Annotated in this window: 7 protein-coding genes; all 7 read right to left on the minus strand. The window is 29.9% G+C overall.

Features of this window, described 5'->3' with window-relative positions:
* On the minus strand, window positions 1-321 hold a 321-nt coding region (locus ACLUJM_RS12955; protein WP_412412998.1), incomplete at its 3' end, for a GntR family transcriptional regulator.
* Window positions 318-536, minus strand: coding sequence for a DUF1648 domain-containing protein (locus ACLUJM_RS12960; RefSeq protein ID WP_036739994.1), 219 nt, complete (start codon window positions 534-536; stop codon window positions 318-320). The genes ACLUJM_RS12960 and ACLUJM_RS12955, both read right to left, overlap by 4 nt.
* A gap of 40 nt (window positions 537-576) precedes the next feature.
* Window positions 577-834, minus strand: a complete 258-nt coding sequence (locus ACLUJM_RS12965) for a metalloregulator ArsR/SmtB family transcription factor (RefSeq protein WP_023056444.1) — start codon at window positions 832-834, stop codon at window positions 577-579.
* A gap of 95 nt (window positions 835-929) precedes the next feature.
* A complete protein-coding gene (locus tag ACLUJM_RS12970; RefSeq protein WP_412412999.1) occupies window positions 930-2486 on the minus strand; it encodes a putative ABC transporter permease subunit in 1557 nt (518 codons plus the stop codon).
* Window positions 2461-3189, minus strand: coding sequence for an ABC transporter ATP-binding protein (locus tag ACLUJM_RS12975; protein WP_000889773.1), 729 nt, complete (start codon window positions 3187-3189; stop codon window positions 2461-2463). Before ACLUJM_RS12975 ends, ACLUJM_RS12970 begins: the two co-directional genes overlap by 26 nt.
* Window positions 3190-3299: 110 nt before the next feature.
* Entirely contained in the window at window positions 3300-3917 is a 618-nt protein-coding gene (locus tag ACLUJM_RS12980; RefSeq protein WP_002838505.1) for a TetR/AcrR family transcriptional regulator, read from the minus strand.
* Window positions 3918-3987: 70 nt separating this feature from the next.
* A partial coding sequence (locus tag ACLUJM_RS12985) for a DUF4368 domain-containing protein (RefSeq protein ID WP_412413000.1) occupies window positions 3988-4756 on the minus strand: 769 nt, incomplete at its 5' end.

A 4756-nucleotide genomic window follows, 5' to 3' on the forward strand; every position in this document is an offset into this window, starting at 1 on the left:
CATCTTGATTATCTCAGTATCCGAAAATCCTAACTCATATAGTTTTTCCAACAACATTTTTGTTAGTGTATTCGAATCCTGATTTCTTAACTCAATTATTTTCTGATCACTTTCAATAACAAAATATCCTTTACTTCCACGACTAACAATCAGTCCCTGTTTCTCAAGAACTTTTAAAGCTTTTTGAACTGTTGCAGGATTACATCCCTCCCTCTGTACTAAAGCCCTTATAGATGGCATCTGTTGTCCCGGAACATAATCGCCTCTTAAAATAGACACTCTTAACGCTGAAGCAATTTGCAAATATAGATATACATTCATTTATTTTTATTTTTTCTTCCTCGTACGAATTTCCAATAAGCAGAATACGGAATAACCGTAGTAAACAGAAGATAATATTTATTAGCAAACATATCGGGGATTCCTTTTGCATTGAAATGAATAGGAATTTTCTCTGGGAGAAATATGCAAATAATAAATATTACAAACATCATTCCTATCAGCACTAATACATCTTTCAAAAATCTCTTTTTCATGGCAAATCTCCTTTCTATTTGTCAATAGCTTTCTATTTTCCTAAAATTTATCTAACCACCTTATAACTTCTACAAATGTATCCCTATTAATTGAATAATAGATATAATTTTTATATCTACTGTCGGTAATTAATTTACTCTTTTTTAATAAAGATAGATGATAAGATATAGTTGCTTTTTCTAATTTAAAATGACTTGCTATTTCTCCAGCAGTTAAATTTTTATTAGAAATAATTAATAAAATATCCATTCTAATGGGATTTGATAGGGAATCAAATATTCTAACTAAATCTATCATCTTTTATTCCTGAAATATTGCAAATAAACTTAATATTGAAATAAACACCATTATATCTTTTAATAATTTTTTTCATAGAACATCTCCTCCTTAAACTAAAAATTTAATCTACAAGTTTTTATATAAACGCCACCTGCAATAATAAGCAAAATAAATGCTACTCCTAACAATGTTAATAATATAGGAAAATGCAAAAACCAATGGAGAAGAATTGGTATAACTAACGCAACCATTCCAATAATTGCAGACACAATAACAGGCATACTCTGTTTTACTATCATCATCTCACTTTCCCATTCAAAGTTGGGAAATTTTTTATTCAAAGAAATTCCAATCACTGTTATAAAAACGGAATAACAAATAGGAACAATTATTAAGCTGATGGTTTGAATAATGTCCATATCAAGCTTTAGCAAAAATATAAACACAGAAACAATATATCCAATTAAATGAAGCGTAAGATTTACTGCAATCTTAGAATTTAAAATCGTTTTTACCCTAATAGGAGAACTTTGCAAAATCCAAACATTTTTACCTTCTAAAGATATGGAAAATGCTGCCGGACAACTAAGTAAAAACATTGAAGCAATACACATCGGAGCAAAATTTGAAAGATATTCATTAACATTTTCGATTCCCGCATATTCCCCTATTTGTTGTAAAGAATTAAAAAGAAGAAATATGCTGAAAACACATAAAAGTATTACACCAAGACCTGCATTCAATACTGCCATATATGAATTTAGAAACAGTCCCATTTCTTTTTTATATAGGGCAAAAAATACTGATTTTCTATTATTCGAATTTTTGTTGTCAGAATATCTTGTTGTTGTTTTAGCAAGAGTATTAAGCAACCCATACTTCAATGAAACCACTTTGGCAAATATATAAAAAAATACTATTGAAAGAACAATAAATAATCCTACTCCAATGTAAATTGGAAAATTATAGTATTCCATAAATAGCTTAGATAACGGGTACAATCTGGTAATTTGCTTAGAAAGCATAATCCCAATACTATTTTCATTACCTGATTTCATAGCTGACACTGCAATATATCCAATTATCCCTATCATTGCAAATGAAAAAATTAAAGCAATAACATTTTTTCTCTTAAAGAAAGATGAAGCAACAACAATAATGATTCCCATACATGCTGCTATACACATAGGTATCAACGGAACAAAAATTATGGAAGTAAAATACAATATAATCTGTAATGCATTTAAACTTCCGTTTAACACCCAAACAATTCCCCCCGGAAGCATAAACATCAATCCTATTAAAAAATTCAATAAATACATAAACATAAACTTGCTGCTTATAATATCCGAACTTTTTACAGGCAATGACAAAAGATTTTCCATATCACGACTGCCAAATAAAATCCCATTCGAATAAAATATTGTCAAAAATAATATTGCAAAGCTTGATACCGATACCATATATGCCGGTATCAACTCCTGCTGTCCCAGTTGTACCAATGTTTTGGCTGTTATGATATTATAAACAAAGAAAAATATAGCAAGAGTTATTATTCCAAAACTTGCAATAACAATTGAACTTTGTTTTTTATTTCCCGGCTCTCTCATTTCGTTGATCGGAAAGAAATTCATTAATTGTGCTTTAATTAGTATCCAAATTTTGCTCATTATCCTGCACCTCCATGAAAAAAGTCTCCAAAGATTTATTCCCTTTGACTTCTTCTGTATTTCCGCTCGCAATTAACTTTCCATTTTTTATAATTGCAATTTTATTACATAATTTTTCTGCAACATCCAATACATGTGTTGAAAAGAAAATAGCTCCTCCATCTGATACGCATTCGTGCATTATTTTCTTTAGTAGAAAAGTTGCTTTCGGATCAAGTCCAACAAAAGGTTCATCTAAAATTAGTAACTTTGGAGAATGCACCAGTGCAGAAATAATAGCCGTTCTTTGCTTCATGCCATGTGAATACGAAGATATCATTCCCGAAAGATGTTTCGTCATTTCAAATAAATCGCCGTATCTCTGAATTCTTTCTCTGCGTATTTCAGTAGAAACTTCAAATAAATCAGCAATAAAATTGATGTACTGAAATCCTGTCAGATGTTCATATAAATCCGGATTATCCGGAATGTATGCCATTATTTTCTTACAAATAACAGGCTCTTCTTTAATAGAATGCCCGTCAATCGTTATACTTCCATTCTCAAAATCATGAATTCCAACTACCGCTTTTATCGTTGTAGTTTTTCCGGCTCCATTTGCACCAATGAATCCATAAATATCTCCAGACTGTACTGAAATGGATAAGTTTTCAACAGCCTTTTTGTTCCCATAGAATTTACTAAAATTCTTTATCTCTAACATAATTTCCACCTCCATTGACAATTTGTCAGTTATTCCTTGAAATAAAACCGATAACTTGTGTATCAGTAGCTATCGGCAAATTATTCTCCTTGCAAACATTCTATTCTTTTTTAATTACTAAAGAGCTTTTTCGTATTTAAGCTTTGTTCAAGCATTATCTTAAATGCATTTAAGTAGTTATCAACAGGTTCTTCCTTTAAATATCTTATACTTATGTTATTTGAAACAAAAACATAAGCTGTCATAAGCAACTCTGCTGTTTCTAATGGATATTTTACAGAAAAAACTCTTTCCATTATTCCTTGATTTATAATCTTTTCAAAATATATTGTCAGTTTTTCAACAAGCTTATGGGATAACTTATCTATCATATATTGATTTTCTTTAAGGTCAATTGTTTTTTGTAGCACTGTACCCTCTGCTGAAATATTTTCTGAAGATATAATTGTAACATCTATAAATGATCTGATTTTTTCTATGGCAGTTTTATCTTCATCATAAGCAATAATATAAATATCTTTCAGTAGTCTATCTGAATATTGTTCTACAAGACAATATAAGATATCCTCTTTATTCTTAAAGTGATAATATAACAACCCTCTTGATATATTTACTTTATCAACTATATCCTGAGTTGTTGTATTAGTATATCCTTTCTCCATAAAGAGTATCATTGCAGCATCCATAATCTCTGCACGTCGTATTTCAGGTTCTTTTACATCTCTCATTTTATACCTCCTATTATTTATATAATACATCTAAACTGACAAATTGTCAATTGATTTTAATCTTGTTATTTTATGCTTTTTCATAGTCTTTTCTTAAACTCTTTAGCTTCTCCTGTTTTTTCTGTTCTCTCCTTTCCTTATACCTTTCCTCATACTCCTGTTGTTTTCCATTTGCTTTACGCTTTAGATAATTTTGATGAAGTCTGTCTCTTCTCTCATTAATTTTTCGTTCTTCTTCCTCAAGTTTTGATCGTTCTTCTTCGCTTAACTCTTCTTTTGGCACTTCATAATTTCCTATGAAGTTAAAATATATTTCTATCTTTTGCTTTGATGTTTGACTGCCTTTCCTATCTCTTTCATGAATGATTATCTTCTTTACAAACTCATTTATCATTGTGTTTGTGAGATTATCAAAGTTTTCATAACGACTAATAAGGGATATGAATTTTCTTGCCTTATCTGTTTCCATTTCATATCTTGATATTACAAGCTCTAAGTCTTTAATCTCTTTGCTTAACGTGAGTTGCTCAGTTTCATATTGGTTATTTAAAATTTCATAGCGATTATTCGGTATCTTATTTAAAATCATATCTTCATAAATTCTGCACATCAATCGTTCCAGCTCTTGAAGCCTGTTTTGGCTTTCTGTTAATCTTATCTTTTTCTTTTCTATATGTGCCTTTTCCTTTTCTTCCATTTCATTTTGAATGGAATGAATAAATGCTTCATTATCTTCATCAAGATAATTTTTTATATCTTTTAATGTTTCTTGGATAAGGTTTATGACTACTTCTGCTTTTATCCTATGAGCTGATGGACATAGCGTTCCGCAAGGTACT

Source organism: Finegoldia sp. (genome assembly GCF_046991905.1).
Taxonomy (GTDB): domain Bacteria; phylum Bacillota; class Clostridia; order Tissierellales; family Peptoniphilaceae; genus Finegoldia.